The following is a 26,586-nucleotide window of genomic DNA, read 5'->3' on the forward strand; positions in this document are numbered from 1 at the left end:
TACGCCGCGCCGGACTGATCCGGCCTGACTGAGAGGTGGCGCCGAGCAATGTCGGATGACTTCACTCCCGACAGCAACATCGCACGGCTCTACCCCGAGGCGACTGTCGGCGGCTATTCGCACATTGACGGACAGGTCGAGTTCTACACGCGCATCAACGCGCTCCTCGACGAGACGAGCAGCGTGCTCGACTTCGGCGCGGGCCGCGGTTGGTGGACGGTCGAACCTGTCGCACCAATGGCGCGCCGTCTGCGCTGGTTCCAGGGTCGCGTGTCGTTCGTGGCAGGCATCGACGTCGATGACGCGGTGCTCACCAACCCGTCGCTCGACGAAGCCAAGGTCGTCGGCATCGGCGAGCCGATTCCGTTCAAGGACGAAACGTTCGACGTGGTGGTTGCTGACTACGTTCTCGAGCACGTCGATCACGCAGATGTCGCGCAGGTCTCCGCGGAGATTATGCGCGTCCTGCGCCCCGGTGGTTGGTTCGCGGCTCGTACGCCCAACAAGTGGGGCTTCATCGGCATCGCTGCCCGAGCGGTGCCCAACAGCCTGCACACCAAGGTGCTCAAGGTCGTCCAGCCCAAGCGCAAGGTCGAAGACGTCTTCCCGACTCGCTACGCGATGAACACCCGCAAGCAGCTTCGCCGCGCGTTCCCGGGCCAAGAGGTCATCGTCTACGGCCACACCGGCGAACCCGCCTACTTCGGCCGCAACATGTTCGTATGGCGATTCGTCGATGTTCTCGTCAGGTTCATCCCGCGCCGGCTCTCGCCGACGATCCACGTGTTCGTCCGCAAGCCGCTCTGATTACGACCAGCTGGCGTGCAGCGGGCGACCTTCCTCGTAGCCGGCCGAGCTCTGCACGCCAACCACCACGCGGTCGTTGAACTCTGCGATCGTTCGGGCTCCGGCATACGTGAAGCTCGACCGAATGCCGGCAATGATCTGGTCGAGCAAGTCCTCGACACCAGGGCGATCCGGGTCAAGGAACATCCGCGACGAGCTGATGCCTTCCTCAAAGAGGGCCATCCGTGCTCGCTCGAATCCGGCAGCGTCGCGCGTACGGTTGGACACCGCTCGGGCGGACGCCATGCCGAACGACTCCTTGTAGGCGCGACCGTCGGGGCCGAACTTGAGGTCACCGGGGCTCTCGAGCGTGCCAGCGAACCACGAGCCGATCATGACGCTCGCTGCACCGGCCGCCAGGGCAAGCGCGACGTCGCGGGGGTAGCGGACACCACCGTCCGCCCATACGTGCGCGCCGACTTCGCGAGCGGCTTCGGCGCATTCGAGCACTGCTGAGAACTGGGGTCGACCAACGCCGGTCATCATGCGGGTCGTACACATGGCGCCCGGGCCCACGCCAACTTTGACGACGTCGGCTCCGGCAGCGACGAGGTCGCGGACGCCGTCGGCAGACACGACGTTGCCGGCGGCGATCGAGACGCGCCGACCTGTCTTTGCCGTGTAGGCATCGCGAGCAGCCACGACCACGGGCAGTGTCTCGATCATCTTCGACTGATGGCCGTGAGCAGTGTCGACGACGAGCACGTCGATACCGAGCTCGAGCAGCGCACCGGCCTTGGCTGCAACATCGCCGTTGATGCCAACGGCCGCGCCCACGACGAGCTTGCCGTCGGCGTCGACTGCGGGCTCGTAGATCGTCGAGCGAAGTGCTCCCTTGCGGGTGAGCACACCAACGAGCTCGCCGCCGTCGAGCACGGGAGCGACAGCCATGTGGCGCGCGGACATCTCGTTGAAGCACGTACGTGGATCGATGCCCGCGTCGAAGGTCGTGACATCGCCCGTCATGACTTCGCTGACCTGCGCGAACCGGTCGATGTCGGCGCCGTCGCGCTCGGTGACGATGCCGACGACCTTGCCGTCGTCAACGACGACCACTGCCCCGTGCGCGCGCTTCGGCAGCAGGCTCATCGCCTCGCCAACGGTGGTGGTCGGGCCGACCGTGACGGGGGTGTCGTAGACGACGTGGGCCGCCTTGACTCGGGAGACCGTGGTCGCCACGACGTCGAGGGGAATGTCCTGGGGGATGATCGCGATTCCGCCGCGGCGGGCGATGGTCTCGGCCATACGTCGGCCGGAGATCGCCGTCATGTTCGACACGACAATGGGGAGCGTCGTGCCCGTGCCATCAGCGGTCGTGAGATCAACGTCGAGCCGGCTCGTCACGTCGGACCGACGCGGAACCATGAAGACGTCGTTGTACGTCAGGTCGTGCGTGGGCTGCAGATCGTTGAGGAACTTCACCTGCCAAGTCTAGGTCTGTCCTAGATACGCGGTCGCGTCATGCAAGACTTCGGGGCGGAAACGGGACGGGCTGCCGGATCTCGACGTCGGAAGGCTTTACATGACCACGACATCCAATGGAGGGGCCCGGAGACTCCGGTCCATCCAGGGTCTACGAGGCGTGGCGGTTCTCCTCGTCGTGCTCTACCACGTGGGCGCGCCGATCGGAGCCGGGTTCATCGGCGTCGACGTCTTCTTCGTGATCTCCGGTTTCGTCATCACCCGGCTGGTGCTCTCCAGGTCGGCCAGCACGATGCGTCTCAGCCTGCGCGATTTCTGGGCGGGGCGCGTACGGCGACTGGCTCCAGCGTTGGGTGTCGCAATCCTGCTCACCTTGCTGCTCAGTGTTCCGTTCGCCAGCCCGGTGGGTGTCCAGGGCGACACTGGCGTCACCGGCATTGCCAGCGTCGCTTGGCTGGCCAATATCGTCCTGGCGACGTTGACGCTGGGCTACTTCGCAGACAGCGCGGTCCAGAACCCGCTCCTCCACATGTGGTCACTTGCGGTCGAGGAGCAGTTCTACATTGCTTTCCCCCTGATCGTTGTCGCTGTCCTGTGGTGGGTCCGCCGACGTGGCAAGGCGAACCGGATCCGCCCGTTCGCAATCGTCGTGGCCATCGTCACCGCACTTTCATTCCTGGCGTCAGTCGCACTGACGTACTCAAACCTGCCGCTGGGTGTCGGACCGACCCTGGCGTTCTACTCGCCGGTGACCCGCGCATGGGAATTCGGAGCCGGCGCCCTCGTGGCGATGTTGCCAGCTCTGGTAGCGGCGCGCCGTGCGCAGTGGCTCGCTGCGGTCGGTGCTGCTCTCCTCGTTGTCAGCTTGGTGGTGATTGACGATCCGACGATCTTCCCGGGCTACATCGCGTTCTTCCCCGTGATTGGCTCAGCGCTGATCTGTTACGCGGCAAACTCCTCGGGGGAGAGGGTGCTCTCGTCTGAGCCCATGGTCTGGCTCGGTGACCGGTCGTACGGCTGGTACCTCTTCCACTGGCCGCTCATCGTGCTCGCGTCAGATTTCCTGACCGCCGCGGGGGCGGCGCTGATCGCGCTTGGGATTGCCCATCTGAGCTTGCGCTACGTGGAGGACCCGATTCGCCATCGCCGGCGCTGGTCGAAGCTCTCCGCTCCGAAGTTGTGGCTCCTCACCAGCGTTCCGGTGGTCGGGGCGAGCGTGCTGCTGATGGTGGCGAGCTCGAATCACTGGTGGAACCAGTCGGTCGAGACGTACGCCAAGAGCGTGTCGCGCGGCGTGCACCCCATACAGACGCTGTGCCAGTCTGCGACACCGCTCACTGAGCGGAAGATGTCGGAGTGCACGTTCGGTCCGGCTGACGATGGCGAGCCGATGATCCTCATCGGAGACTCAAACGGTGGAATGTACGCCGATATGGCGGCGCGAGCCGCCAAGAAGGTCGGCCGCCAGATCACCATTGCGACAATTCCGTCGTGCCAGGTTGCTGACCTGGCCATTGCCCGGCCCAAGGTTCGTCTGACGTTCGCCGTCGACTGTCACAGTCGCTACAAGGACACGCTGAAGTGGCTCAGCACCCAGCCAAAGTCGACGGTGATCGTCGCTTCAGGCTCGTCGATCCCGGATCTGGACGACTACATCCTGGTCGACGAGAAGAGCCGCGTGTATGAAGACGGTGCCGACAAGGAACGCGCCTGGGCATCGAGCCTGGAGCGGTCCTACAAGGCGATTGAGGCGGAGGGACACACGGTTGTTCCGGTCGAGCTGATTCCGCAGTGGAGCGACCCGGACGGAACCTCCTGGAGTCCGAAGGACTGCCAGTTGATCGACGTGCTGCGCGACCGTACGGACTGCGAGAGCCATCGATCACGAACCACCATGGACAAGGAGCAGCGCCACACCCTCGCGGCCATGAGTGAAGCCGCCGCGGCTGTGGGCGCGACGTCGATCGAAGTTCGCGACCTCCTCTGCGCCGGAGAAGAATGTGGGACATCGAAGGACGGTGTCGGGCTCTACAGCGACAGCGCCCACCTGACACCGGCCGGAGCGGATCTGGTGATGTCGAGGTTCGTCGAGCTCATGTCTCATCCGCCGCGATGATGCGTTGGGCACTCGTGCTGACATGATGTCGGAGTTCGAATCGCTGTAACGGAAGGTCGGTCGTGACCAAACGAGCTCTGATAACCGGGATCACCGGTCAGGACGGCTCGTACCTCGCTGAGCTGCTGCTCAGCAAGGGGTACGAAGTGCACGGGCTGGTCCGACGCTCGTCGTCGTTTAACCGCGGACGTATCGACCCCATCTCCGAGGCCGATCCCGAAGCCGGGAAGCGACTGCACCTTCACTACGGCGACATGACCGACGGCGTTAGCCTGGTCAACCTGGTTCGCACGATCGAGCCTCACGAGGTCTACAACCTCGCGGCGCAGAGCCACGTGAAAGTCTCGTTCGAGATGCCCGAGTACACGGCCTCGGCCGATGCCATCGGCACCGTGCGCCTGCTCGAAGCCATCCGTTCGGCAAACCTCGAATGCCGCTTCTATCAAGCGTCGACGTCGGAGATGTTCGGCGCGACCCCACCGCCGCAGGGCGAGTCGACCGCGTTCTATCCGCGCTCGCCGTACGGCGCAGCCAAGCTGTATGCCCATTGGGTGACAGTCAATTACCGCGAGGCGTACGACATGTTCGCCGTGTCGGGCATCCTCTTCAACCACGAATCGCCTCGCCGTGGCGAGACGTTTGTGACCCGCAAGATCACCATGGCCGTGGCACGGATTGCAGCGGGACTTCAGGACGAGCTGGTGCTCGGCAACCTCGACGCCGTACGCGACTGGGGCTACGCAAAGGAGTACGTCGAGGGCATGTGGCGCATGCTGCAGCACGACGCGCCTGAGACGTTCGTCCTCGGCACCGGAGTGGGTACCTCGGTGCGCGAGTTCTGTCAGACGTCGTTCGAGCACGTCGGCCTCGACTGGCAGAAGTACGTCACCCACGACGACCGCTACGAACGCCCCACCGAGGTGGACGCGCTCATCGCCGATCCGAGCAAGTCTCGCGACGTCCTCGGGTGGGAAGCCAAGACCCACGCGACCGACCTGGCACGGCTGATGGTCGACGCCGACGTCGAGGCACTTGTGACCGAACGATGACCGCAACCGCCCTGATCACCGGGGTGGGCGGCCAGGACGGCGTTCATCTTGCGCGGCGGTTGCTGGCTGCCGGTCAGCGCGTGGTTGGCACCGTGCAGCCGGGCATTCCCGTTGGCCTCCTGCCCTATCTGGACGGCGTCGAGATCGTTGAGCACGACCTGACCGATACGGATGGCTTCGCTGGACTGGTCGACCGTCACGATCCGGCGACGATCTACAACCTCGCCAGCTTCACCTCGGTCCATGCGAGTTGGAGCAACCAGGACGAGGTGTTCGCGGTCAACAGTGATGCCGTCGTACGAATGCTCGACGTGCTCGCCGGATCTTCGCGCCGGTTCTTCCACGCGTCGAGCTCGGAGATTTTCGGACCCGGCGCCGCCAATCCGCAGACCGAGTCAACGCCACTCAATCCGGGCAACCCGTATGGCGAGTCCAAGGCTCGCGCCCATGAGGCGGTTGCTGCTGCCCGCGCTGCGGGGCTGTTTGCCTCGACCGGCATCCTCTACAGCCACGAGAGCCCCCTGCGCGGCGAACAGTTCGTGACCCGCAAGATCACCAAGGCAGCTGTCGAGATCGCGGCGGGCAAGCGCGATGTGCTCACCTTGGGCAACCTCGATGTGTCACGCGATTGGGGAGCGGCGTCGGACTTCGTCGAAGCCATGCAGCTCGTGACGGATCATGACAAGCCGGGCGACTTCATCATCGCCACCGGTACGTCTCACTCCCTGCGGTCCTTCGTCGAGCTCGTCTTCGAGCTGGCTGGGATCAACGACGCGTGGTCGCACATCGAGCAGGACGAAGCCCTGCTGCGCCCGGTCGACCAGCCCGGCCTCGTCGGCGATCCGAGCCATGCTCGGGCAACGCTCGGCTGGGAAGCGTCGACCTCGTTCGAGGCGCTCGTACACCTGATGGTGTCGGCCGATCAGCGCCGACTGGCCAGCGGCGTGGACGAGTCCGCCGACTACCTGTCAGACGTGTGACACGACCTTCGGAGTGATGGCTTCGAGGATCTCGTTGAACTCAGCGCACACCTTGTCGACATCGAACTTCGCCTCGGCGACCTCGCGAGACTGCTTGCCGATCTTGGTGACCAGGGCGCGGTCCGCGTGCAGCGGTGCCAACCAGGACACCGTCTCGCGTGCACCCTCGGTGGTGGGTGGAGCGACGTGTCCGCCGGTTGCCACGATGTCGGCCGCTGCCGGGTTGTCCTCCGGCATGAGCCCGAGAATCGGTCGGCCCGCTGCCATGTAGGACAACACCTTGCTGGGGATCGAGAACTTCGTCGCCTCGGGCTCCAGCAGGGCAACCAGCACGTCGGCAGAGCCGAGCACGTCAGGGAGGACGTCAGCGGGCTGGAAGGGGAGGACTCGCAGCGGCAGTGTCGGCTCGGCGGCGGCGATCGCCGCGAGCTCGTCAGCGGCTTCACCCTCCGACACGACGACCAGCGAGGCCGGAATGCCATCGTCGATGGCAGTGCGCAGGAGCTCGATGAGCAACGACGGGTTGTGCTTGCGACCGATCGTGCCGGCGTACACCAGACGCAACGAGGTCTCCTCGTCGAACAGGTGCGACGAACGGCGGTTGACCCGACCGACCGGGAAGACCTTGTCCAGTGGAGCCCAGTTGGGGATCACCGAGACCTTGTCGAGCGAGACCTTCCACCCCGGGTAGACCTCCTTGAACGCATCGCCGATCGCCACCACGTGGCTCGCGTTGCGCGTGCAGTAGGCCTCCATGCGCTCGAACAGCTTGCCTCCCAGAGCCGCGAAGGGGCGCGGCAGCTTGCGCCGCAGCTCGTCGGACAGTCCAGCGCTGTAGATGTCCTGGTGCCACATCACGTACGGGAGCTTGGTCCGCTTCGCGAAACGCGAGAACAGGTACATCGTGATCAGCGGCAGGTTGCAGGCGATCACAGCATCGGCCGGCTTGGCCTTCAGCTGCTTGATCCATTTGCGTCCGTAGCGTCGCTCGAACTTCAGGCGTGCCAGGGGCGAGTACTTCTCGAACTCCATCGGCAGGGAGATGCCGTTGAACGAGAGCGTGGAAGCGTCGCCCGGCTGTCGTTCGAGGTGACCTTTGCCGCTGACGTACTGGGCAGAGGACGCGTGCTCGACCTCAAGGCCTGATGACGCGAGCTTGCGCGACAGCTCGGCCTGGAAGGGATGACCGGAGAAGTCGTGGACGATGACCCGCATCGAGTTAGCTGCGCGCCTTCAGCTGGTCATAGATCCAGCCGTAGGTCTTCTCGAGACCGTCGTGAAGGGAGATCGAAGGCTCCCAGCCGTAGATCTCGCGGAACATCGTGTTGTCGCTGTTGCGGCCGCGTACGCCCTGAGGTGCGGACAGGTCGTGTTCCTTGGTGACCTTCACGCCGGCGATCTCTTCGAGGATGCCGATCATCTGGTTGATCGTCACGAGCTCGGCCGAACCCAGGTTGACCGGCTCGACGTTGTCGCCGGCCAGGATGGCCTGCGAGCCTTTGACGCAGTCGTCGATGTACATGAAGCTGCGGCTCTGCTCGCCGTCTCCCCACACACCGATCGTGTGGTCGCCGCTGAGCTTGGCCTGAGCGATCTTGCGCGACAGTGCTGCCGGCGCCTTCTCGCGTCCGCCCTCGAACGTGCCCTCGGGGCCGTAGACGTTGTGATAGCGCGCGATGCGGGTCTCGAGGCCGAAGTCCTCGCGGAAGTGGCGGGCCATGCGCTCGCTGAAGAGCTTCTCCCAGCCGTAGCCGTCCTCGGGGTCGGCGGGGTAGGCGTCGGACTCCTTGAGGGCGGTCACGTTGGGGTCGGTCTGCTTGTCACCCGCGTAGACACACGCGGAGCTGGAGTAGAAGAAGTCGCGGGTGCCGGCGTCGCGGGCAGCGACGAGCATGTTGGTGCTGGTCAGCACCGAGAGCATGCACTCGGCCTTGTTGTTCTCGATGAATCCCATGCCGCCCATGTCTGCGGCGAGGTTGTAGATCTGCGTGGTGTCCTGTGCGATCTTGTGCGCGTCGGTCATGTCGGCGCAGTCCGCAACGATGGATTCTGCGTCGGCATGGACCTGGTACCACTCCGACGTGGGCTTGACGTCAGTAGCGCGAACTGACTTGCCTTGGCTGAGTAGGTCGGCGACCAAGTGGCCTCCGATGAATCCACCGGCACCGGTCACAAGTACGTCTGGCATTTGTCCACCCTTGGAGATCGTTGTAGGCGCCTAGTGTCACATTTGCGACCGCGCTCATACAAAGGGGTCTAACGCGTGACCGGCTTTTGAGTTACTGCCGAAGTTGCCGGTGAGCCAACCGGTAGCATGCCGTTTCGTGAAGGTCCGATTCCTCGTCGCAGCCATGCTCGCCCTCCTTCCGAGTCGACTGCACAGGCTCGGCGGCAAATTCCTGCTCGGCTGGGACGTTCACAAGACGGCACGTCTGGGCCACAGCATCATTGCTGTTCGCAAGGTGACCATCGGCGCGGGTGCGTCGATCGGCACCGGCAACATGATCCGTGGTCTCGAAGAGTTGACGATGGGCGAGGAGTCCACCATCAGCTTCTTCAACTGGATCTCGGGTCCGCCGTTGGGGAGCGGTGCGTTCATCCACTCACCCAACCGATACCCCGCACTCATCATGGGTCGCGGTGCGGCGATTGCCGGCCGTCACATCATCGACTGCTCGGATACTGTGACGTTCGGCGAGTTTGCCTCGATGGGTGGCTGGCGCTCGGTTGTCTTCACTCACAGTGTCGACCTGATCCGCAACAAGCAGCGCTGTACTCCGGTCACGATCGGTGATCGCGCGGCCATCCTGACCAACGTCGTCCTGCTTTCAGGTACGTCGGTTGCACCTCGCTCGGTCGTCTCGGCCGGATCCGTGGTCAACACTCCGTTGACCAAGGAATACACGTTCTACCGCGGCAACCCTGCCGTCGCAGTTCGCGATCTGCCGGAGACCCTCGGCTACTTCAACCGCACCACACCCCACGTCGACTGAACGACCAGGAGCCTCGAACGTGTCCTCTGACAACACAGACATCAGCTACGACCCTGCGGACCACTACGACCGCGTCATGGAGGCGTGGGCGCTGTTGCTTGGTGCCGAGCTGCACTACGGCGTGTTCGACTCGCCGGATCAGCCGCTCGTACCCGCCACGGCTCAGCTGACCAACCTGATGATTGAAGGGGCCCAGCTCGAGGCTGGGCTGCGTCTGCTTGATGTCGGCTGCGGATCGGGTGCGCAGGCCTGCCAGCTTGTCGAGGATTTCGACATCGAAGTGCTCGGCATCACGACGAGCCAGGTCGGCATCGACGAATCGACCGCGCGGGCGAAGTCCCGCGGTATCACCGGGGCGACATTCGAGCTGCGCGACGCCACAGCCAACGGACTGCCGGACAACTCGTTTGATCGCGTATGGGCTCTCGAGTCGTCGCACCTCATGCCCAACCGGGAAGCCTTCGTGGCCGAGGCGGCGCGTGTCCTCCGCCCGGGTGGCCGGTTCGTCATGTGTGACGTCGTACGACTGCGCGACATCCCCTTCGCCGAGCTCCGTGAACGACGCGACGAGTTCGCGCTCCTGCGTGCGGCATATGGCTCTGCGCGTATGGAACCCATCGAGTTCTACGCCGATCAAGCGCGTGCCAATGGGCTGGTGGTTGACCAGGTCATCGACCTGTCCGAGCCGACCTACCCGACGTTCCAGCGCTGGCGCGAAAACCTCGAACTGCACCGTGAAGCGGTCACCCCGGCTCTGGGTGAGCAGGGTGTCGATGAGTTCGACCGGTCCCTCGCCGTTCTCGAGGGCCTGTGGAGTGAAAACACGCTCGGATACGCATTGCTCTCAGCGTCTGCTCCGGCATAAAAGGCTTGATCTATAGTCAGTCCCATTCCCCTCTCGACGTCACTGGAGACGCCATGTCTGATTCCCCCGCCGTAGACACGATTCGCGACTTCCTCGTACGCACTGGCAAGCCTGCGGAGTTCGAACCGTCGACATCGCTGTACGGAGACGGTCTCGGTCTTGACTCGCTCGAGGTTGCCGAGCTGTCCGTCCTTCTTGAGGACACCTACGGCAACGACCCGTTCAGCGCCGGCCTGGAGGTCACGACAGTCGGCCAGGTGCTGGACTTCTACGCACCCTCTGCATGATCGGTCTCGTCCAGAGGTCGGTCGAGCGGCATCCTGACCAACCGGCGATCGTCGGTGAGTTTCGCACCGTCACCTACGCGCAACTGATCGCGGACGCACTGACGGTTGCGGCTCACCTTCGCGCCCGCGGAGTCGAACGCGTAGCCATCGCTGAGGATGACCCGATCACTTGCATCCTCCTGCTCGTGGGCAGTGCCTACGCGGGCATCGAGGCGTGTGTGCTGCCCCGTGCGGCAACCGACGAAATGGTGCTCTCGCTCGCGGACCGAATCGGCGAATCCACGATCGTCACGTCCCGCGAGCTCGACGTGCCCAACGTGGTTGCCACGTCCGAGATGTTCGCCGACATCGACCCGAGCGCCGCCGGCGAGCCCGCCGAGGACGGCACGATCCTGGTGCTGACGACGGGCACCAGCAGTGGCAACTCGCGCGCCGCGCGCCACCTGTGGAGCCGCGTGACGGCGCCGATCCAAGGCGCGCGCCCGACCAACGACCAGCGCTGGATGCTTTGCTACGGCTTGAACCAGTTCGGCGGTCTTCAGGTCATCCTGCACGTGTTCGCCTCCGGATCCACGGTCTACGTTCCGGACAACTTCCAGCCCCTACATGCGGCTCAGCTGCTGTCGCGGTGGTCGATCACCCACGCCAGTGGCACTCCCACGTTCTGGCGCTTCGTTCTCCTTGAGCTCGGCAAGTCCGACCTGCCGCCATTGGCGCAGATCACCCTCGGTGGCGAAGCCGTACCGGCTCCGGTCCTTGCGGGTCTACGTGACCGATTCCCGGACGCCAACATCTCGCAGATCTATGGTGCGACCGAGTACGGCAGCAACATCACCGTCAAGGACGGCCTCCCCGGCCTCCCGCTCGAGATCCTCAAGGCTCACGATCGCCTTCAGTTCGAGGTGCGCGACGGTGAGCTGTGGGTCAAGGCAGCGACGGCCATGTTGGGCTATCGGGACGCCGAGTCAGGTGAGTCCGAGCAGGATCTCGACACCGCCGAGTGGCGCCCGACCGGCGACCTCGTGGAGATCGTCGGTGACCGGGTCCAGTTCCGCGGACGCAAGTCAGAAGTCATCAACGTCGGCGGCGTGAAGGTGCACCCGATCCCGATCGAGGAGCGCATCTCAACGGTCGACGGCGTTGTGGTGTCGCGGGTCAAGGGCCGAGCCAATGCCGTCGTTGGCACGATCGTGGCCGCTGAAGTCGTCATCGCCGATGGCTTCGATCCCAATGCGGTGGTCGCCGCCATACGTACCGCCTGCGAAGATCTACCTCCGGCCGCACGACCGCGCAGCATCAAGGTCGTCGACGAGCTCCGGATCACCGGCAACAAGATCGCGAGAGGTGCATCATGACCAAGTCCGAAGGACGCGTTGTCGTCATCACGGGCGGAAGCCGCGGTCTGGGTGCTGGCATCGTCCAGGCCTACCTCGATGAGGGCTACCGGGTCGCAACCTGTGCCCGCACCCGTACCGACGAGATCGACCGCTGGGCCAACGACCCTGCCACCGCCGACCGCATCCTCTTCATGGAGACCGACCTCAGCGACCGCATCGCTGATCGCGCATTCATCAAGGCTGTCGTCGATCGTTGGGGACGCATCGACATCCTCGTCAACAACGCTGGTGTGGCACGCGACAGCATCCTTGCGACTGCTCAGGACGACGACGTCGACATCGTCATTGACCTCAACCTCAAGGGCACCCTTGAGATCACCCGACTGGTCAGCCGTCGGATGCTTGCCCAGGGCAGCGGCTACATCATCAACATCTCGTCTGTTGTCGGGCTCAACGGCTACCGCGGACTTGCGGTCTACAGCGCAACCAAGGCCGCTCTCGACGGTATGACCCGTGCCCTCGCTCGCGAGCTGGGATCGCGCGGCATCATGGTCAACTCGGTTGCACCGGGCTACCTCCGCACGGAGATGTCCCACGGTCTCGACGAGGACCAGTTGCAGCAGATCATTCGTCGTACGCCGGCCGGTCGACTCGGCGAGCCGGAAGATGTCGCCAGGATCGTCCTGTTCCTGACGAGCGAGGACAACCGCTACGTCACCGGACAGGTGATCGTGGCTGACGGCGGGCTCTCGGCCTGATGTCAGCACCGCTGCAACTTCCCGTCCGAATCCTCGTGAAGGGTCCCAGCACCGTCCTGTGGACCTCGTGGATGAACGGTCCACGTACGGACCTTGCGTTCCCGCGAGCGATCGAGAAGCAGCTGCTTGCCAAGGGACGCCCTGCGGAGGTTCGCAACACGGGAGTTCTCGGGTGGCCCACCGAAGATCTGTTCAAGACCTGGGACGAAGACATCGTCGCGTGGTCCCCGGACATCGTGATCCTTGCGGTCGGCCACTACGAAATCCTGCACACGATCCTTCCGCGCTGGCTGGAGCGTGGCGCCAACACGGTCAACCGCCGACCGGGGCGATTCAGCCACTTCTACTACCGCCGATTCCTCCGCGGCCTCGCCCGTGGTGTGCTGCTGCTGCAGAAGCGAATCGACAAGCCAGGTCGCAAGCTCAACAAGCGTCGTATGCGTCGCGCCATCGCTGACACTGCGGCATACATCAAGATGACGCAGCAGGTTGCCAGTCCGGTGATCCTGCTGATGGAGATCCACCCACCCAGTGCCAGCAAGCACAGCTGGTACGGCGGTTGGATCGAACGCACTGCGTCGTTGAACGAAGGTCTCCGCGCTCTCGTGGCAGAGGTCGATCGACCGGACGTTCGGTTCGTCGAGATCACGGACTTGATGGATCAGTTCGATCGCGACGAGCCCGCCCAGCAGTGGGCTGACGGTATCCATTTCTCACCGGCGTTCCACGCCGCGATTGGTGAGAAGTTTGCAAGCATCGCCGACGAATGGGCGAGCACCCAGCCGCACTTGGCATCACCGTGACCCACGAGCCCACCGGTGCTTTGCGCATCGCGGTGGTCCACAGCTTCTACTCGAGCCGCCAGCCCAGCGGTGAGAACGTCGTTGTGGAGCTTCAGGTGGAGGCGCTCCGCCGAGCTGGTCACGAGGTTCTTCTCGTCGACCGGTCAACGGATGAGCTCGAGCAGGCAGCGACGTACCCGCTGAGGGCCGGGCTGCGGGCAGCCACGGGCCGCGGCGACTCACCACTTGCGGAGATCGAAGCCCATCGTCCCGACGTCGTTCACATCCACAATCTGTTCCCCAACCTGGGACGTCGGTGGGTGGAGCGGCTCAAGGCTCCGCTGGTGACGACACTGCACAACTATCGCCCGATCTGTCCCGCAGGGACGTTGTTCCGAGATGGCGCGAGCTGCACGCTCTGCCCTGACTCGAAGAGTGCTCGGCCAGCCGTCACCCACTCCTGCTTCAAGGGCAGCCGTGCCCAGACGCTGCCGGTCGCGATAGGTACGCGGTTCGCTGAGGACCCGCTACTTCGTAGAGCTGACCGAATCGTCACGCTGCACGACAACATGTTGGCCACGTATGCGCACTACGGAGTCCCCGAGGACCGTCTTGTCACCGTCCCGAACTTCGTGCCGCCCAGGTCTGAGCGTGCGGGAGACCGTACGGACACGTGGCTGTTTGTTGGCCGCCTCACGTACGACAAGGGCATCATCGAGCTGCTGACTCACTGGCCCGCAGACCGCGAACTGGTGGTCGTCGGTGCCGGCCCTCAGGAGGATGAGGCAAGGGCGCTCGCCGGTGACAACGTCACGTTCCTGGGCCAACTGCCCGGCACTGAGGTGAGCCACCTGATGGCATCGGTACGGGGACTCGCCTTTCCCAGTCTGTGGCCCGAAGGACTGCCCACGGTCTACCTCGAGGCGCTTGCGGCCGGATTGCCGGTGATTGCCTGGCCACAGTCGATCGTCGGAACGTTGGTGGCCCGCGACCGTACTGGCATCGTCACGGCTGGGGACCTTCCTGCCGAGCTCGAGCGGGCTGATCGTGAGTTCCCATCGCTCGGTGAGCATTGCCGCGAGGTCTACGACCGGCTCTACAGCGAGCAGGCGTGGGTCTCGGCCATCACTGACGTCTACCGGTCGGTGGTGACGTCCAGGTGAGTACGACTCGTCCGGAGCGAGCCCGCACCACGCTGAGCTGGGGGCTCCTCGACCAGATCGTGGCCAGTGGTTCGACGTTCCTGTTCATCGTGATCGTGGCCACCAACGTCAGCGCTCTCGAGCTCGGCGCGGTCGCCTTTGTCTTCGAGCTCTATCTGCTCAGCGTCTTTGTGGCACGCGGCGTGTCCGGCGATCCGTTGACCTCGCGCTTCTCAGGTGCTGATGAGGCGAAACTCAAGGGCGCAGTACGGGCCGCCACGACAACAACGTTGGTCATCGGAATCGGTCTCGGTCTGCTGCTCGCGATCGCGTCATTGTTCGCTGACGACCCTCTGCGCGACATCCTCCTGATCGGTGCCGTGGCACTGCCCGGGCTGACACTGCAGGACTTCGTACGGTCGGCGTTGATCGTTCAGGGCCGCGTTCGATCGACGTTCCTCAACGACACGTTCTGGGCCGTCACCCAGGTGTTGGCCATGGTCATCGCCATCGCGATCGACCCCGTCGCCCAGACCATCTTCGCCGCGTGGGCCTCAACGGGATGCGTTGCAGCGCTCATCGGACTGGTGCAGCTTCGGAGCGGCGTCGCGCGGCCGCGTGCCGTACGCGGGTGGCTGCGGGAGACGCGAGACATCTGGCCCTACTACCTGGCCGACAACATGGTGTTCCAGGTGTCGTCGCTGCTGCTCGTCGTCCTCGTGTCGGCCACGGCCGGTCTGGCGGCGACGGCCGGCTTCCGGGTGGCCATGACGGTGTACGCGCCGCTGTCCCTGATCGCGCGCGGCTTGATCACCGTGTCGGTCTCGATGCTCGCTCGCATCCGTGACAACCCCGTCGAGGTTCGTCGGCGCGCAATGCTGATCTCGACGGTCCTGACACCGTTGGCGTTCATCTGGGGCTTGCTTTCTCTGCTCATCCCGACCTCCGCCGGCAAGACGTTGTTCGGTGAGTCATGGCTCGAAGCGGAGCCACTGGTGTTCCTTGCCTGCTTCGTCTGCGCGTCCGGATTGTTCGCCACCGGAGTGTCCGTAGGTCTTCGAGCGCTGAGCGCTGGACGTCATACCCTGGCTGGACGGATGGCCGTATCGATCGGCGCTTCGATCGCTGCGGCGATCGGTGGCGCGCTGGGTGAGGAGCGGGGCCTTTTCCTCGGCCTCGCCATCTTCTTCCCGGTGCAGGTCCTGGTGTGGTGGCTACTGCTCAATCACGCCGCTCGGACCACCGAGGAGCAGATCGCGTCAGGCGCGAGCCTCGACGTAGAGTGAGCCGGGCCGGTATTCGGTCCCTGCCTCGTCCTGATCCAGCAGATATTCGGGCCAGTCCTCGAGCGTGCTCGTGTTGAACGAGACCACCTTGGGATCAACAAAGCCAGCTTCCTTCAGCACTGCCGGAAGACTCACCTGGTCATACATCCACTGGTGAGTCTCGCCGCGCTTACGGGCGTCGCCGAGCACGGTGTTCTCGGTCCACCGGCGGAGACCTGTGCGCTGCGATGTTCCCCAGGATTCCTTGCGGACCATCTGGTGGATGAGGAGCAGGATGTTCCACTCGTGGTCCTCGTTGGTCACGTCGCCGCGAAGGGCGCCGTCAAGGCTCTCGATGTAGCGCCGCGCCTCGAACTCCAGATCGGGTACGACGATCCGGTGGACGCCACCGGGCTTGAGCACGCGCTTGACCTCCTTGAGGAAGGTCGGAACGACGTCGTAGTCGAGGTGCTCCAGCAGGTGCGAGTGGTAGACCCCATCGACCGACTGGTCCGCGAAGGGGATTCCCTTCTTCAGGTTGTGGCGCATGACGTCGCCGTCCATGGCGTCGTACGCGGTCCTGCGATCGCCGGTCAGGATCATGGGGGCGACCATGCGGCCGACTCTTGAGCCCTTCATCCGAACGGGAAGCGACCAGTCGATGTTGGTGCAGCGATCGCTCGTCTGATAGCCACACCCAAGGTTGAGTACTGTCACAACGTGCCCTCATTTGGCTTCACGACGAGTCGCCCGGACGCGTCGATGCGGTGGAGAAATACGGGGTAGGGATAGGTCGCCAGGTAGTCATCGACCGCCTTGCGCGAGCCCTCGAGGTAGCCGTAGTCGTCGACGATGAGAATGCCGCCGGGAGACAGCCGCGGGAAGAGGGTCTCCATCTCGACCTTCGTCGAGCTGTAGAAGTCGGTGTCGAGCCGCAGGAAGGCGACCTGCTCCGGAGCCGTTGAGGGGATGGTGTCTTCGACCATGCCCTGAATCGTGTGGACGCGCTCGAGCGGGTAACCCGTCAGAGCGACGTTCGCACGGACCGTGTCGGTCGGCGCTTCCAAATAGGGCTTGTCACCTGTGCCGGCCTGAAGGGTCGCGTAGATCTCTTCGATGGACTGATCGGCACCGGCGATTCCGTCGTGCTCGCCAGGTTCGGGCAGGCCCTCGAACGTGTCGTAGAGGTAGAGGTCACGATCGGTGACTCCGAGCTTTACGAGGGTGTGCGCGGCCGCCATGATGCTTCCGCCCATCCATACGCCCGATTCGACGAACGCACCCGGGATGTTGTTGGCGACGACATGGTGGGTCGCCGAGATGACAGCTTCGATGCGCTGCACCGTCGTCATCGTGTACGGCTGGACGAACTTGATCGTCTCCACGGTCTCAGGAGTCAGATCGGAGCCGAACTCGCGTGACACCACCAAGCCGCGGTTGCGCAACGTCGTGGACGCCCGCTTGGCTGCTCGTGCCTTGATACCCATAGTCGACAGATCTCCTTACGATGCTCGGGCGTCACGGTACACAACCCGAGCGGGTGTCACGGAAGTGCCCACGTATGAAACGCGGGCCTGAGTGTCTATGATCGCGCAGTGTCCTCGGAAATCCAGCAGCGCCGCGACGATGTGCCCGAACCTGTTGCGCTGTCGGCCGCTGACGAGGAGTCGCTGCGCCAAGCTCAGCTCGAACTGCTGGCCGAATTTGGACGCGTCTGCACATCGCACGACCTCGAGTTCTTTGCGTTGTACGGCACGGCGCTCGGCGCGATCCGTCACGGTGGCTTCATACCTTGGGACGATGACCTCGACGTAGGCATGATTCGGGCCGACTACGACCGCCTGACCACGATCATCGACGCCGATCTCGGTGAAGACTTCTTCTTCCAGACCGTCGACTCGGACCCGTTCTACGGCTGCCTGTTCGGCAAGCTGCGCAAGGACGGCACCCGCTGTGTCGACAAGATCAGTTTTGGCTCGCAGCAGCATGGCGGCATCTTCATCGACGTCTTTCCCCTCGATGCTCGGGCGACAGGTCGGTGGACGAGTCGCGAGCAGCGCTTCATGCGGTACGTCGGGTTCCGTCTGCTGTATCTCAAGGCCGGCTATCGCCTGCCGATGCGCAACGAGTCCGTTGTGGCTCGCATTGCCCAGATCGTCACCCGCGGCCTGGTCCGGGTCCTGCCGCGTCGAGCCCTCATCGCTCTGACGATGCGGCACGCGCGCCTGGGTCGTACCGACTCGCCTGGCCAGTACGTCAGCCTGTTCGGCGCGTACTTCTATGACCGCGACACCGTCGATGCGGCGTGGATCCACCCGCTCAAGACCGTGCCGTTTGAGGACGTCACCATCCCGGTTTTCGGCAATATCGACGCTTACCTGACGCAGATCTACGGCGACTACATGCAGCCGCCGCCCATCGAGCAGCAGACCGGCCATCACGAGATCGTCGAGCTCGATTTTGGCGGGAAGAACTAGCCGGTTGGTCGACCAGGCCGTATGTACAACTTTGGCCTGGGTGCCTCGGGCTTCGGGAAACCGTCGTCCGGTGGCTGTTTGAGTAGGCCCACCGCCACGACCATCGACAGGCCGAGTGACAACCCGAGGTAGTGGTCGCCCATGTTGGGCTGGAACGGTCCGGCAAGGATCGCGGCGAGTGCCGGGTAGGCCAGCGCCCGGCGTGGGGCCGTCACCTTGCGGAGGGGGGCGACCATGGCACTGAAGATCAGGATCAGACCGATGAGGCCGATCAGACCTTCGGCCGCCAAGACCTGCAGGTAGATGTTGTGGATCACGTAGGTGTGCTCGGTGCTGTAGCCGTTGCCGAAGAGCGGGTTCTGTTGAACTTGGTCCAGCGCGTCACGAAGGGTGCTCAGGCGCGTTGTGTCGGAGTCTTGCGCACCGCCACCGCCGAAAAGTCGCGATAGTGCCGAAGTGTTCGACTTGTCGCCGGTCGCCTTGAGGATCGTCGGCATGATGAGCAGGATTCCAGCGATCACAGCGATGCCGAGCTTGAGCGATCGCTCGAGCAGCGGAATCAACACCACCAGTGCGGCGAGCACCACCAGTCCCGTGCGGCTGCCGCTGGTCCAGACGCCCACGACCGCGATGGCCGCGAGGGGCGGAACGAAGAGCCATCGACCTCGTACCTTCAGCGTCAGAAGGTAGGGGACGAAGCTGAGCGCCAGCATCGCGGTGTAGGCGAGCGCGACTGGGTGATAGGTGAAGCCGGCATTGCGGTAGATGTTGCGCGGAAGTCCGTAGATCGTGCTGATCGCAGTGCCGATGCAGAACGCGAACATCATCGCCCACATCTGCCGGTTGGTCGGTGCCATCCATGCCACTGCCGCGGGTATGACGACCAGGCCTGTAACAGCCACGAAGACGTAGGCCAGGCTGACCGCGCTGTCGATGGCCAATGGGGCGGAGATCAGCCCCATGACGGTGAAGAGCACCGCGCCCAGCATGAACATGCCGGGTAGACGGAGAGGTTCGTGGAGCAGTCGTGGAAGGGCCAGGAAGAACGCGATGGCGAACAAGAAGCTCGCCAGCACGAACGGCCGTGGGCCAATCTCGAACAGGGTCAGGGGGGCGAACCCGAAAGCCATGATCAGCATCGTGGTGCTGGCCTTGTCGAACCCGACTGCGGCGACATAGCCGAGCAGGGTCAGCATCGCGATCACCGCGACCGCGATCAACGGCGAGCTGATGGCGGCCGGCAACAGGAACAAACACGTGAACGCAACCACCAAGATGGGGACGAGCACAGGAGCGAGCGGCGCACGCGAGCGCGGCCGTTTGCTGCGCCTGGTCGACCCGCCTGATCGCGTAGGTGTTCTGCTGCTCATGTCGCAGCCACCTTACCGGCTGTGCGGCTGCTGGTCGGGGTGAGTCCGCGCTGCGGTTCAGGGGCTGCGGGCCCGTTCGGGACCCTCGGTCGGATGCGTAGACTGGCGTCTCCGAGTGGATCTTTTCTAAGGAGCGGGATGTCGGCACAGAAGACGGTCTACGTAGGTATGAGTGCAGACCTGATCCACCCGGGTCACCTCAACATCCTTGAACACGCGGCCACCTTGGGTAATGTCACGGTCGGGTTGCTCACCGACGCGGCCATTGCCAGCTACAAGCGACTCCCACACCTGACCTTCGATCAGCGCCGGGCAGTCGTTGCCAGCCTCAAGACGGTGCACGACGTCGTACCTCAGGAGACGTTGGACTACGTCGAGAACTTGCGCAAGTACAAGCCCGACTTCGTCGTCCATGGTGACGACTGGAAGAGCGGCGTGCAGCGCAAGACTCGTCAGCGAGTCATCGACGCACTGGCCGAGTGGGGCGGAGAGCTCGTCGAGCCCGCCTACACCGAGGGCATCTCCTCGACGCAGCTGCACGAGGCGCTCAAGCAGATCGGCACCACGCCGAACGTCCGTCTCTCGAGACTTCGCCGGCTGCTCGACAGCAAGGACATCGTTCGCATCATGCAGGCGCACGATGGTCTGACCGGACTGCTCGTGGAGAGCTCGACGGCAGCTCGCGATGGCGTCAACGTCGAGTTCGACGGTATGTGGTCGTCGTCGCTGACTGACTCGACTGCGCGCGGCAAGCCCGACATTGAGGCCGTTGACCTCTCGACCCGTCTGCAGACGGTCAACGAAATCTTCGAGGTCACGACCAAGCCAATGATCTACGACGCCGACACCGGCGGAAAGCCCGAACACTTCGCGTTCACAGTCCGCTCTCTTGAGCGCACGGGTGTCTCTGCCGTGATCATCGAGGACAAGGAAGGCCTCAAGCGCAACTCGCTGTTCGGCACCGAGGTCGAGCAGACCCAGTCGTCGATCGAGGACTTCTCCCTGCGACTCAAGGCGGGCAAGGCAGCGCAGATCACCGATGACTTCATGGTCATCGCCCGCATCGAGAGCCTGATTCTCGGCAAGGGTGTCGAGGACGCGCTCGCGCGCGCCGAGGCTTATCTCGCGGCCGGCGCCGACGGCATCATGATCCATTCACGCGAGAAGACCCCGGACGAGGTGTTCGAGTTCGCGGCGGGATACGCCAAGTTCAACACCACTGCCCCGTTGGTCGCCGTGCCGTCGAGCTATCACACCGTCACCGAGGCGGAGCTCGCCGAGCGTGGCTTCAACATCGTCATCTACGCCAACCACATGCTGCGGGCGGCCTACCCCCAGATGGCGCTCACGGCGAAGACGATCCTCGAACACGGTCGTACGACCGAGGCCGAGCCGTTCCTTGCTTCGATCAGCGAGGCTCTGGCGATCATTCCGGAAAACCGCGCGTGATCAACCCGGGCACCTTCGTCGACGCGATCGGCGGAGACACTCCGTTCTTCACGGGCGTCCCTGACAGCCTGCTCAAGCAGCTCGGCACGCACATCGAGGCGACCCTGCCCGCGTCGCAGCATGTCATCGCTGCCAACGAGGGTGCAGCCGTCGGTCTCGCGATCGGCCACCACCTGCGTACGGGCAGCGTCCCGGTCGTCTACTTGCAGAACTCCGGCGTCGGCAACACCGTCAACCCGCTGCTGTCGCTCGCTGATGTCGAGGTCTATGGGGTGCCGATGGTGCTCCTGATCGGCTGGCGGGGCCAGCCCGGCGTCAAGGACGAGCCGCAGCACGTCAAGCAGGGACGTGTCATGACGCAGCTGCTCGACGCGATGGAGATCCCGTACTTCGTGCTCCCGCATGAAGAGGAGGCAGCGCTCGCGGTTGCGGCCGAGGCGCGCGCTACCGCAGTGTCGGCATCCGGCCCAGTCGCGATCCTGGTCGAGGCCGACACCTTCGCGGCGTCCGAGGCGACGGTCACCGCCGTGCAGCTCGCTCCCAACCTGCCGTCACGCGAGGAGGCGTTGGTCGCGTTCGCCGAGGCCGTGGGCGACGAAGCCGCAATCGTCTGCACGACCGGAATGCTCGGCCGCGAGATGTTTGAGTACCGCGAGGCCAATCCGCGTCCAGCTCTTCGCGAGTTCCTCTGCGTCGGCGGAATGGGTCACGCATCGTCGATCGCTCAAGGCATTGCGCTCGCAGATCCAGCGGCCGACGTATGGGCATTCGACGGTGACGGTGCCCTCCTGATGCACCAGGGCAGCCTGGCGGTCAACGCCAAGGCAGCGAGCCCCAACTTCTTCCATGTCGTGTTCAACAACGGCGTGCACGACAGTGTCGGCGGCCAGCCCACGGCCATCGCCAACGTCGACGTGCCTGAGCTCGCCAAGGCATCCGGCTACCGCGGCAGCGCTCGCATCCTCAGCTGCGACGACGTTGCCATGGCCGTCGCCGACGCGCGTACGACCGGCGGCCCCTACCTGATCGAGATCCAGGTGCGTCCCGGCAACCGCAAGGACATTGGCCGACCCACGCGTACGCCGAAGCAGAGCAAGGAAGCCTTCAGCGCGGCCCTGAGGTCTGGCACGTCATGACCGCGCTGCCTGCGGACGATGGACGGCCTGGACTCTTCGGGCCGAAGTCCCTCGCTGAGATTCCTCGGGTGGTTCGCGAGCTTGGTCTGAGCCGTCTTCTCCTGGTCACCGGCAAGAGCAGCTTCACGGCCTCGGGTGCCGCGGATGTTCTCCCGGCACTTGGTGAGGTTGCGACGATCCATCAATGGTCGGACTTTTCGCCCAATCCCAGCGTCGAGGACGTCATCAGTGGTGTTGCGCAGGCGCAGTCGTTCAAGCCCGACGGGATCATTGCCATCGGCGGCGGCAGTGCCCTCGACATGGCCAAGCTGCTCTCGGTGTTCGTCGACAAGGATCCAGACGAGATCCGCGAGGCCATCCGAACGAACACCGTCACCGGCCGCACTCCAGCGCTGATCCTCGTACCGACCACGTCGGGATCTGGCAGCGAGGCAACCCACTTCGCGGTCGTCTACATCGACAAGGAGAAGTACTCGGTCGCGCATCAGTCGCTGCTTCCGGACTTCGTCATCCTCGATCCGAGTCTCACCGAGTCCGCGAGCGCCTATCAAAAGGCAACGTCAGTCATCGACGCGTTCGCGCAGGCTGTCGAGAGCAGATGGGCTCGTGGAGCCACCCTTGCGAGTCAGTCGTTCGCGGATGCGGCGCTGGTTGACCTGACGTCCTCCGCGGCGCCATTTGTCGAGGGCGACAGCCCGGCGTCCGTGCTGGCCGCCCGCGGCAGCTACCTGGCGGGACGGGCGATTGACGTCTCCAAGACCACCGGAGCGCACGCGATGGCGTACGGGCTGACGAGCCGCCACGGGGTGAGCCACGGCCACGCCGTCGCCACGACCCTCGGCGCTTTCGCGCGCGTCCACGCAGCCGCGGCCGCCCGCGAAGGCGGCGACCTTGAGCGCAATCTCGACGGCATCGCAGGCCTGATCGGCGCCGATGGAGCGCATCAGGTCGGTGACCGGATCGACGAGGTCGCCAGGCAGCTCGGTCTCGAGCTCAGGCTGGAAGCGCTCGGCGTGCCACGGTCAGACCTTGCCGTGATGGCGGGCGAAGTAAATCGCGAACGCCTCGCCAACAACCCAGTGGCGCTGAGCGAAGCGGAACTGATGGAGCTGCTCGACACCTGCTGGTGATCTTCAGACGAGTCGTGATCTGAGAGCCCACGCCAAGCGCGGACATGACAGTAACGCTAGAATTTCACGGGTATGCTCGGCGTCGCGCTGAGTTGGTGGGAGTCACCTCATACACTCGGGCGGTCCGGCGGAACTATCCCGCCTGAGAGCACAACAGCGGAGGCTTGATGAATTTCCAGCAGTTCATAGGCGTGCTTCGCGCACGCTGGAAATTCATCGTTCTGACCCTGCTCATTGGATCCTTCCTCACAGTGGGTCTGTCGATGAGCAAGGCAGCCGTCTATGCGTCGACCGGCCGCGTTTTCATCGTGGTTCCGGACAACTCGGCCCAGGTCAACGACTACCTGTCGACTTACCTCGTGGCCCAGCGCACCGCTTCGTACGCGGAGCTTGCCAAGGACCCGGTCCTGCTTCAGAAGGTCATCGACCGCACAGGACTGCAACTCAGCCGCTCGGACCTTGCCAGCCGCATCACCACCAAGGTGGTGACCAGCACCCAGATCGTCGAGATCCGCGCCACGGGGCCGACCCCGGTGGAAGCGCGAGATCTTGCTGAAGCCGAGATCACTGAGCTCGTCGCGCTCGTCAACGAATTCGAGAAGCCGACCAGCGACAAGCCTGCTGCCGTCGTCGCCCGGTCGACCGGAACCCCGCTGTTGGATTCGGTTCCCGTCGGCGTGCCGCTGGGCTTCGTCATCGCCATCGGCGTCATCCTCAGCTTGCTCGCGGGCATTGTGGGAGCGCTGATCAAGGATCTCCTCGACATCAGCATCAAGTCCCGCCAGGACGTCGAGAACGCGGTCGACCTGCCCGTCATCTCCGCCCTGCCGCACGACCCGTCGGTCGCCAAGGACGCGCACAGCGCGGTCGCCCCTGGCAGCCCGCTCGCCGAGGGATTCCGAGTCCTCCGCGCCAACCTGCGATTCGCCGACCTCGACTCCAGCGGTCAGATGATCCTGGTGACCAGCGCGCTTCCCAATGAGGGCAAGACGCTCACCGCGGTCAACCTCGCGCAGTCGCTCGCCGCAACAGGCCAGTCCGTTCTGCTCATCGACTGCGACCTCCGCAGCCCGAGCGTCGCAGCCAACCTCGGCCTCGAGAATGCAGTCGGCATGCTGTCGGTCCTGCTCGGCCACATCTCGCTGAGCGACGCCGTCCAGGCCCACTCCAGCGGCCTGGACGTCCTCCCAACCGGACCTCGTCCGCCCAACCCGTCTGAGGTCCTCGAGACCGACGCCGTTGGCGGACTCTTGCACGTGGTTCGCGAGGCATATGACGTGATCGTGATTGACGCGCCGCCGATCCTGCCCGTTGCTGACACGTCGACCCTCATTCGCCACGTTGATGGCGTCCTGCTTGTGGCTCGCTACGGTCGCACCCGCAAGGACGTTCTCCGCCTCGCGGCCGAGCGCATCCTTGGTCTCAACGGTCGCCTGTACGGCGTGGTGCTCAACGGCATTCCGCGTCGCGGCGGCGGTGGCTACGGCTATGGCTACGGCTATGGCTACGGCGCAACCTTCGAGCGTCCTGAGATCGCTAGCCCGCGCCCAGCACAGGGTGGCGGCCGTCGTCGCGTCGGTGACGATCCGGCAGCGCACGAAGCCTTCCGCTGAGCTGAACGCATTCGCTCAACGAGCGTTGGTCAGCGGAATTCGACCAGCATCGTGTCGGGCGGCTCCGCCTCGACCGTGAGGCTGCTCTTGTCGACGCGTGCGCGTACGCAGGTCGTCTCGTGACGCAGCCGCAAGAAGCCAGTCTGCGCTCCGTACTCCATGAACAGGTCGCGTACCTGCGACAGTGCGGCTTCGCCGACTGACGGATGCTTGGTCGCCTCGGCGAAGCGCATCAGTCCTGGGAGGTCGAGCTTCTCCCACGTGCCGAACTCGTGCGTCTCGGGCTCGTGGAACAGTCCCGAGGCGGTGAAGGTGTCGACCGGAGTCGGTGGGGCATCGCGGTCGCCGGTGATCTCGCGCAGCTTGCGCATCCACGGGATCGAGTGGTCATAGCGCTGCGTGATGGTCGAGAGAAGGCCGTCACGGCGGAGCACGCGGGCGTACTCGGCCAGAGCTGTCGGTGCCTCGCGAGCCTCAGGAGCGATCACGACGTCGAACGCGTCGGAGAGGAATGGCAGTCGCTCGCCGGCGGTGCGGACGTACTGGATGTCCTCGTGGCGGCTTGCGGTGACATCGTCGCCAGCGACAACGACCTCATGACCCTGCTCGACGAGCTCGTACGCGAGGGCGCCGTCACCGAGGTGCAAGACGCAGGCAAGCCGGTCCCCGACCAACCACTTGGCGGTGCGATCTTGCGGGGAGTCGGTCACCCTATTGAGGTTACCGGGCCGCCGTACGGCTGGCCGGTACGCTTCGGGCGTGTCCGATCCGTTCATCTCAGCAGCTCAGCTCGAGGGCATCCCTTCCGCGTACGCAGCAACTCGCGATGGCATTGACTCGCTTCTTCGTGACCGAGGGCTGCGCCAAAGCACCCCCGATCACACCGCCAAGTCCCTACTTCTGGGTGCGGCTGCGACTGCCACGCTCGAGGGCAGCTCGTACGAGCCGGAGGTGCTGGCGGCAGGTGGCGGCGATGCGACCGCCCGTGGCGCCGTCCGGCTCTCGACCGAGCTCCTGGGGCTGATCCCGGTGTGGAAGCGTTCGCCCGTCCAGGCCATGGCTCGGATGCATGCCTTGGCCGCTGGTGGATCGGTCGATGACGAGGACCTCGGTCGTCCGGTCAATCCCGATGGCGTTGCCCGGTTGACGGAGCTTGCGTGGATGATCGGGCAGCCGACAGAGGCGCCGGGACTTGTCGTGGCAGCGCTCGTGCACGCCGAGATCATCGCGGCGGGTGCGTTCGGCACGCACAACGGCGTCGTCGGTCGCGCAGCCGAGCGTCTGGTGATGGTCTCGAAGGGCGTCGACCCGGCGTCCGTGACGGTGCCCGAGCTTGGCCATGCGGCCGTGCCGGACGGCTATCGCTCGGCACTCGCGGCATACGCGAGCAAGAAGCCCACGGGCGTTCACCAATGGCTGATGTACTCGTCTGCCGCGTTCACTCGCGCAGCCGAAGTCTCGCCGCTTGCAGGATGACGACACAGAGCGGCGGCGCCAATTCCAGAGGAATGGACGCCGCCTGGCCAGCAATGCTCAGCTACCAGGCGTGCTGGATCTGAGTCGTCGTGT

At 64.5% G+C, this 26,586-nt stretch carries 25 protein-coding genes; 18 read left to right on the plus strand and 7 right to left on the minus strand.

Annotated features, from left to right (window positions below):
* The first annotated feature begins 48 nt into the window (after positions 1 to 48).
* Positions 49 to 807: a class I SAM-dependent methyltransferase gene (locus J2X11_RS02750; RefSeq protein ID WP_309966524.1), complete on the plus strand. Its 759-nt coding sequence runs from the start codon at positions 49 to 51 to the stop codon at positions 805 to 807.
* Here the strand turns inward: J2X11_RS02750 and J2X11_RS02755 are convergent, their stop codons facing one another.
* Positions 808 to 2,268, minus strand: a complete 1,461-nt coding sequence (locus J2X11_RS02755; RefSeq protein WP_309966526.1) for a GuaB1 family IMP dehydrogenase-related protein — start codon at positions 2,266 to 2,268, stop codon at positions 808 to 810.
* A 100-nt stretch (positions 2,269 to 2,368) separates the two neighbouring features.
* On the opposite strand from J2X11_RS02755, the gene J2X11_RS02760 reads away from it, so the two are divergent.
* The 3 genes from J2X11_RS02760 (at position 2,369) to J2X11_RS02770 (ending at position 6,413) form a co-directional block, all read left to right on the plus strand.
* Positions 2,369 to 4,384 carry an acyltransferase family protein gene (locus J2X11_RS02760; RefSeq protein ID WP_309966530.1) on the plus strand — a complete coding sequence of 672 codons (2,016 nt, stop codon included), beginning with the start codon at positions 2,369 to 2,371 and terminating at the stop codon, positions 4,382 to 4,384.
* A 62-nt stretch (positions 4,385 to 4,446) separates the two neighbouring features.
* Positions 4,447 to 5,433 carry a GDP-mannose 4,6-dehydratase gene (gmd, locus tag J2X11_RS02765; protein ID WP_309966533.1) on the plus strand — a complete coding sequence of 329 codons (987 nt, stop codon included), beginning with the start codon at positions 4,447 to 4,449 and terminating at the stop codon, positions 5,431 to 5,433.
* Positions 5,430 to 6,413, plus strand: a complete 984-nt coding sequence (locus J2X11_RS02770) for a GDP-mannose 4,6-dehydratase (RefSeq protein ID WP_309966536.1) — start codon at positions 5,430 to 5,432, stop codon at positions 6,411 to 6,413. The genes gmd and J2X11_RS02770 overlap by 4 nt, the downstream gene beginning before the upstream one ends.
* On the opposite strand, the gene J2X11_RS02775 is transcribed toward J2X11_RS02770, so the two are convergent.
* Together J2X11_RS02775 and J2X11_RS02780 are read right to left on the minus strand one after the other, a co-directional pair.
* Positions 6,402 to 7,628 carry a glycosyltransferase family 4 protein gene (locus J2X11_RS02775; RefSeq protein WP_309966539.1) on the minus strand — a complete coding sequence of 409 codons (1,227 nt, stop codon included), beginning with the start codon at positions 7,626 to 7,628 and terminating at the stop codon, positions 6,402 to 6,404. The genes J2X11_RS02770 and J2X11_RS02775 overlap by 12 nt on opposite strands.
* A gap of 4 nt (positions 7,629 to 7,632) precedes the next feature.
* Positions 7,633 to 8,601 carry an NAD-dependent epimerase/dehydratase family protein gene (locus tag J2X11_RS02780; RefSeq protein ID WP_309966541.1) on the minus strand — a complete coding sequence of 323 codons (969 nt, stop codon included), beginning with the start codon at positions 8,599 to 8,601 and terminating at the stop codon, positions 7,633 to 7,635.
* A gap of 136 nt (positions 8,602 to 8,737) precedes the next feature.
* On the opposite strand from J2X11_RS02780, the gene J2X11_RS02785 reads away from it, so the two are divergent.
* From J2X11_RS02785 to J2X11_RS02820, 8 genes are read left to right on the plus strand one after another with little or no spacing between them, the layout of a single operon-like run.
* Complete coding sequence (locus tag J2X11_RS02785; protein ID WP_309966543.1) at positions 8,738 to 9,406, plus strand: acyltransferase; 669 nt, start codon at positions 8,738 to 8,740, stop codon at positions 9,404 to 9,406.
* Between the two features lie 19 nt (positions 9,407 to 9,425).
* Positions 9,426 to 10,271: an SAM-dependent methyltransferase gene (locus J2X11_RS02790; RefSeq protein ID WP_309966545.1), complete on the plus strand. Its 846-nt coding sequence runs from the start codon at positions 9,426 to 9,428 to the stop codon at positions 10,269 to 10,271.
* 53 nt (positions 10,272 to 10,324) lie between these two features.
* Positions 10,325 to 10,558, plus strand: coding sequence for a phosphopantetheine-binding protein (locus J2X11_RS02795; RefSeq protein WP_309966546.1), 234 nt, complete (start codon positions 10,325 to 10,327; stop codon positions 10,556 to 10,558).
* A complete protein-coding gene (locus J2X11_RS02800; RefSeq protein WP_309966548.1) occupies positions 10,555 to 11,913 on the plus strand; it encodes a class I adenylate-forming enzyme family protein in 1,359 nt (452 codons plus the stop codon). The genes J2X11_RS02795 and J2X11_RS02800 overlap by 4 nt, the downstream gene beginning before the upstream one ends.
* The gene (locus tag J2X11_RS02805; RefSeq protein WP_309966550.1) at positions 11,910 to 12,653 is read left to right on the plus strand and encodes an SDR family NAD(P)-dependent oxidoreductase; all 744 of its coding nucleotides are present in this window, start codon (positions 11,910 to 11,912) and stop codon (positions 12,651 to 12,653) included. The genes J2X11_RS02800 and J2X11_RS02805 overlap by 4 nt, the downstream gene beginning before the upstream one ends.
* Positions 12,653 to 13,456, plus strand: a complete 804-nt coding sequence (locus J2X11_RS02810) for an SGNH/GDSL hydrolase family protein (RefSeq protein WP_309966552.1) — start codon at positions 12,653 to 12,655, stop codon at positions 13,454 to 13,456. Before J2X11_RS02805 ends, J2X11_RS02810 begins: the two co-directional genes overlap by 1 nt.
* Positions 13,420 to 14,598: a glycosyltransferase family 4 protein gene (locus J2X11_RS02815; protein WP_309966554.1), complete on the plus strand. Its 1,179-nt coding sequence runs from the start codon at positions 13,420 to 13,422 to the stop codon at positions 14,596 to 14,598. Before J2X11_RS02810 ends, J2X11_RS02815 begins: the two co-directional genes overlap by 37 nt.
* Positions 14,595 to 15,863, plus strand: a complete 1,269-nt coding sequence (locus J2X11_RS02820) for an MATE family efflux transporter (RefSeq protein WP_309966556.1) — start codon at positions 14,595 to 14,597, stop codon at positions 15,861 to 15,863. Before J2X11_RS02815 ends, J2X11_RS02820 begins: the two co-directional genes overlap by 4 nt.
* On the opposite strand, the gene J2X11_RS02825 is transcribed toward J2X11_RS02820, so the two are convergent.
* Positions 15,837 to 16,559, minus strand: a complete 723-nt coding sequence (locus tag J2X11_RS02825) for a class I SAM-dependent methyltransferase (RefSeq protein ID WP_309966558.1) — start codon at positions 16,557 to 16,559, stop codon at positions 15,837 to 15,839. The genes J2X11_RS02820 and J2X11_RS02825 overlap by 27 nt on opposite strands.
* A complete protein-coding gene (locus tag J2X11_RS02830) occupies positions 16,556 to 17,329 on the minus strand; it encodes a TylF/MycF/NovP-related O-methyltransferase (protein ID WP_309966560.1) in 774 nt (257 codons plus the stop codon). Before J2X11_RS02830 ends, J2X11_RS02825 begins: the two co-directional genes overlap by 4 nt.
* Before the next feature lie 108 nt (positions 17,330 to 17,437).
* Between J2X11_RS02830 and J2X11_RS02835 the strand changes: the two genes are divergently transcribed.
* Positions 17,438 to 18,319 carry a LicD family protein gene (locus J2X11_RS02835; RefSeq protein ID WP_309966563.1) on the plus strand — a complete coding sequence of 294 codons (882 nt, stop codon included), beginning with the start codon at positions 17,438 to 17,440 and terminating at the stop codon, positions 18,317 to 18,319.
* On the opposite strand, the gene J2X11_RS02840 is transcribed toward J2X11_RS02835, so the two are convergent.
* On the minus strand, positions 18,316 to 19,689 hold the full coding sequence (locus J2X11_RS02840; RefSeq protein WP_309966565.1) for an O-antigen ligase family protein: 1,374 nt from the start codon (positions 19,687 to 19,689) through the stop codon (positions 18,316 to 18,318). The genes J2X11_RS02835 and J2X11_RS02840 overlap by 4 nt on opposite strands.
* Positions 19,690 to 19,827: 138 nt before the next feature.
* Here J2X11_RS02840 and aepX point away from each other — a divergent pair, with 138 nt between their 5' ends.
* From aepX to J2X11_RS02860, 4 genes are all read left to right on the plus strand, one after another.
* Positions 19,828 to 21,138, plus strand: coding sequence for a phosphoenolpyruvate mutase (gene aepX / locus J2X11_RS02845; protein ID WP_309966567.1), 1,311 nt, complete (start codon positions 19,828 to 19,830; stop codon positions 21,136 to 21,138).
* Entirely contained in the window at positions 21,135 to 22,274 is a 1,140-nt protein-coding gene (gene aepY / locus J2X11_RS02850) for a phosphonopyruvate decarboxylase (RefSeq protein WP_309966569.1), read from the plus strand. The genes aepX and aepY overlap by 4 nt, the downstream gene beginning before the upstream one ends.
* Positions 22,271 to 23,404 (plus strand): phosphonoacetaldehyde reductase, encoded by a 1,134-nt coding sequence (locus J2X11_RS02855; protein ID WP_309966571.1) that lies wholly within the window; start codon positions 22,271 to 22,273, stop codon positions 23,402 to 23,404. Before aepY ends, J2X11_RS02855 begins: the two co-directional genes overlap by 4 nt.
* 167 nt (positions 23,405 to 23,571) lie before the next feature.
* Positions 23,572 to 25,017, plus strand: a complete 1,446-nt coding sequence (locus J2X11_RS02860) for a tyrosine-protein kinase domain-containing protein (RefSeq protein ID WP_309966574.1) — start codon at positions 23,572 to 23,574, stop codon at positions 25,015 to 25,017.
* A gap of 29 nt (positions 25,018 to 25,046) precedes the next feature.
* Here the strand turns inward: J2X11_RS02860 and J2X11_RS02865 are convergent, their stop codons facing one another.
* Entirely contained in the window at positions 25,047 to 25,727 is a 681-nt protein-coding gene (locus J2X11_RS02865; protein WP_309966576.1) for a class I SAM-dependent methyltransferase, read from the minus strand.
* A 49-nt stretch (positions 25,728 to 25,776) separates the two neighbouring features.
* On the opposite strand from J2X11_RS02865, the gene J2X11_RS02870 reads away from it, so the two are divergent.
* Entirely contained in the window at positions 25,777 to 26,493 is a 717-nt protein-coding gene (locus tag J2X11_RS02870; protein ID WP_309966578.1) for a Fic family protein, read from the plus strand.
* Positions 26,494 to 26,586: the final 93 nt, after the last annotated feature.

Source organism: Aeromicrobium panaciterrae (assembly GCF_031457275.1).
In the GTDB taxonomy this organism is placed as follows: Bacteria; Actinomycetota; Actinomycetes; order Propionibacteriales; family Nocardioidaceae; genus Aeromicrobium; species Aeromicrobium panaciterrae_A.

What these genes read in the sequence shown, in the direction of transcription:
- J2X11_RS02760 (WP_309966530.1), top strand. Translation starts at nt 2,369, where the DNA reads ATGACCACGACATCCAATGGAGGGGCCCGGAGACTCCGGTCCATCCAG.
- J2X11_RS02830 (WP_309966560.1), bottom strand. Translation starts at nt 17,329, where the DNA reads ATGGGTATCAAGGCACGAGCAGCCAAGCGGGCGTCCACGACGTTGCGC.
- J2X11_RS02800 (WP_309966548.1), top strand. Translation starts at nt 10,555, where the DNA reads ATGATCGGTCTCGTCCAGAGGTCGGTCGAGCGGCATCCTGACCAACCG.
- J2X11_RS02840 (WP_309966565.1), bottom strand. Translation starts at nt 19,689, where the DNA reads ATGAGCAGCAGAACACCTACGCGATCAGGCGGGTCGACCAGGCGCAGC.
- J2X11_RS02860 (WP_309966574.1), top strand. Translation starts at nt 23,572, where the DNA reads ATGAATTTCCAGCAGTTCATAGGCGTGCTTCGCGCACGCTGGAAATTC.
- J2X11_RS02795 (WP_309966546.1), top strand. Translation starts at nt 10,325, where the DNA reads ATGTCTGATTCCCCCGCCGTAGACACGATTCGCGACTTCCTCGTACGC.
- J2X11_RS02855 (WP_309966571.1), top strand. Translation starts at nt 22,271, where the DNA reads ATGACCGCGCTGCCTGCGGACGATGGACGGCCTGGACTCTTCGGGCCG.
- J2X11_RS02775 (WP_309966539.1), bottom strand. Translation starts at nt 7,628, where the DNA reads ATGCGGGTCATCGTCCACGACTTCTCCGGTCATCCCTTCCAGGCCGAG.
- J2X11_RS02750 (WP_309966524.1), top strand. Translation starts at nt 49, where the DNA reads ATGTCGGATGACTTCACTCCCGACAGCAACATCGCACGGCTCTACCCC.
- J2X11_RS02770 (WP_309966536.1), top strand. Translation starts at nt 5,430, where the DNA reads ATGACCGCAACCGCCCTGATCACCGGGGTGGGCGGCCAGGACGGCGTT.
- J2X11_RS02780 (WP_309966541.1), bottom strand. Translation starts at nt 8,601, where the DNA reads ATGCCAGACGTACTTGTGACCGGTGCCGGTGGATTCATCGGAGGCCAC.
- aepX (WP_309966567.1), top strand. Translation starts at nt 19,828, where the DNA reads ATGTCGGCACAGAAGACGGTCTACGTAGGTATGAGTGCAGACCTGATC.
- J2X11_RS02815 (WP_309966554.1), top strand. Translation starts at nt 13,420, where the DNA reads ATGGGCGAGCACCCAGCCGCACTTGGCATCACCGTGACCCACGAGCCC.
- J2X11_RS02810 (WP_309966552.1), top strand. Translation starts at nt 12,653, where the DNA reads ATGTCAGCACCGCTGCAACTTCCCGTCCGAATCCTCGTGAAGGGTCCC.
- J2X11_RS02805 (WP_309966550.1), top strand. Translation starts at nt 11,910, where the DNA reads ATGACCAAGTCCGAAGGACGCGTTGTCGTCATCACGGGCGGAAGCCGC.